Source organism: Rhodococcus sp. P4_B6 (assembly GCF_056402215.1).
Genome location: NZ_JBFUHV010000412.1, coordinates 1 through 1,954 on the forward strand (window position 1 = coordinate 1; position 1,954 = coordinate 1,954).

General features: G+C 64.5%; 3 protein-coding genes and 1 pseudogene. 2 read left to right on the top strand and 2 right to left on the bottom strand.

Features of this window, described 5'->3' with window-relative positions; all coding sequences use genetic code 11:
* On the bottom strand, positions 1-917 hold a 917-nt coding region (locus tag AC1DWT_RS51105; protein WP_477926248.1), incomplete at its 3' end, for a transposase.
* Between the two features lie 48 nt (positions 918-965).
* Here AC1DWT_RS51105 and AC1DWT_RS51110 point away from each other — a divergent pair.
* Positions 966-1,274, top strand: a pseudogene (locus AC1DWT_RS51110) (integrase core domain-containing protein); the annotation flags it as partial.
* A gap of 133 nt (positions 1,275-1,407) precedes the next feature.
* Positions 1,408-1,683 (top strand): hypothetical protein, encoded by a 276-nt coding sequence (locus AC1DWT_RS51115; RefSeq protein WP_206015330.1) that lies wholly within the window; start codon positions 1,408-1,410, stop codon positions 1,681-1,683.
* On the opposite strand, the gene AC1DWT_RS51120 is transcribed toward AC1DWT_RS51115, so the two are convergent.
* Positions 1,587-1,954: zinc ribbon domain-containing protein (locus AC1DWT_RS51120; protein ID WP_477926249.1), on the bottom strand; the 368-nt coding region annotated here is incomplete at its 5' end. The two genes, AC1DWT_RS51115 and AC1DWT_RS51120, sit on opposite strands and share 97 nt — an antisense overlap.

A 1,954-nucleotide genomic window follows, 5' to 3' on the forward strand; every position in this document is an offset into this window, starting at 1 on the left:
TCTTCCGGCTCTCGACCTCCTCCGGACGGGCGTTGATGGTCACGTCCTCGGTGATGAATCCGGTTCTTCCGGCTCTCGACCTCCTCCGGACGGGCGTTGATGGTCACGTCCTCGGTGATGAATCCGGTGCGCTGCTTCCGTGCTCGGGCACGAGGCTTACGTAGCGCCCGACCGGTGCGCAAGCACGCGACGAGCTCCCGTTCCAAGCCACCACGCCCTTCGATGTAGAGCGATTGGTAGATCGCCTCAGGTGAAATGCGCATCGACGGGTCATCCGGATAGTCGATCGGCAGGCGATTGGAAATCTGCTCCGGACTCCATGCCGTCGCCCACCGACGATCACCGCGCCGAGGCTTGTTGCGGCCGATCCATGCCGCATCTGGGCCTGCCACCACGGTCCCATCGTCGTCACGAATCACACCGGACAGTTTGTCCTGCACATACTCTCGTAACCGGTCGTGTTCTGCGAGCTTCGCCGGTTTTGGGCGCCGGGCGGCGAGGTCAGCCTTCCACTGCGCGGTCGACGCCCGGTATGTGAGCTTCCCATTACGGGTGGCGGCGTTCCGCCGCAACTCTCGGGAGATCGTCGACGGGGACCGTCCGATGTGAACGGCGACGTCGCGCATACTCATACCCTTAGCCCGTAGCAGCGCGATATCCTCGCGCTCGGCGAACGACAGGTATCTCCCCGAGACCGGGGTCAACTCGATCGGTGGCATCCCACCAGCCTGGCGGAACCACCGTGTCCCTACCGGCCCCGACACGCCGCACGCGGTCGCTGCGTCGTCGCTCGTGAGGCCTTCGGCGATCCGCGCCCAGAATGCCCGCTCGAGATCTCGGCGCACCGGAGGCCGTCCCGGTGACCGCATCACCGCACGCCCCGTCAACGCTGCCGCCCACCCGGGTGGTCGTCCCATTCCCACACCTCCATGATCGAGGTGTTGCTTCCACCGGTTGAGCCTGGTCAGTATACGTCTCTGGCCTTCACCAAGGCATTGGTCGAATCCGGGATCGCCGGATCCATCGGAAGTGTCGGGGACGCCCTCGACAACGCGCTGATGGAATCAACGATCGGCCTCTACAAAACCGAGCTGATCGACCGTGACGCGTCGTGGAGCGGTCGGGCCGAGGTGGAGCGGGAAACCGCCGAGTGGGTTCGCTGGTTCAATGCGGACCGGTTGCACTCGGCGATCGACTATCTCTCGCCGACCTGGTACGAGACCCGCTATCGTGAACAGCGTCCCCCGGCTACCTCAACCCCCGAGGTGGCCTGAACGAAGTCTCCACTCGATCCAGGGCGATTCAGCACCAACCCCACCCGGCGCGAGGCAGGATGGACCGGGAGGTTGGTCGCATGCCGACGCGGTCTCGGCGGCTACCACCGACCGCGATCATGAGGGTGGTCGAATGAACGACACGGCGTCTGTCGTGGGCCGACGGGTACTGGGGCTGGCGTTCTTCCTCGTTCTCGCGCTGTTCCTGGCAGTCTCCTTCGCACTGTTCGACAAGTCGTTCACCACGGTCGTCGAGATCGACCTCGTCACCGACAGCACCGGAAGCGCATTGGCACCCGACGCGGACATCAACTACCCGGTCCTGAAGGACGCGGGTTTGCTGCTCACGTTCTCACTGGCTGTGAGAGGGGTGGCTGCTTTAGGCACGGTTGATTGGGCGGCCCGGTAGTTGGTGTGTCCGAGTGCGGCAATGTTGGCGGCGGCGTTATGGTCGGCGTGACCGGTCCATCCGCAGCCGCGGCACCGGAAGAGTGCTTGACTGTGCCTGTTCGCGGTGTCGCAGTGCCCGCAGAGGTGGCAAGTCTTGCTGGTATTGCGAGGGTTGATCACCTGCACCGGCACTCCTGCGGCGTGCGCCTTATAGGTGATCTGGTCGCGCAGTTGCGCGTATGCCCAGGAGTGCAATTGTTGCCGTTGTCTGCGTGCGAGCCGTACCCGGT

Coding starts and splice junctions, on each gene's coding strand:
- AC1DWT_RS51115 (WP_206015330.1), top strand. CDS start 1,408: ATGAACGACACGGCGTCTGTCGTGGGCCGACGGGTACTGGGGCTGGCG.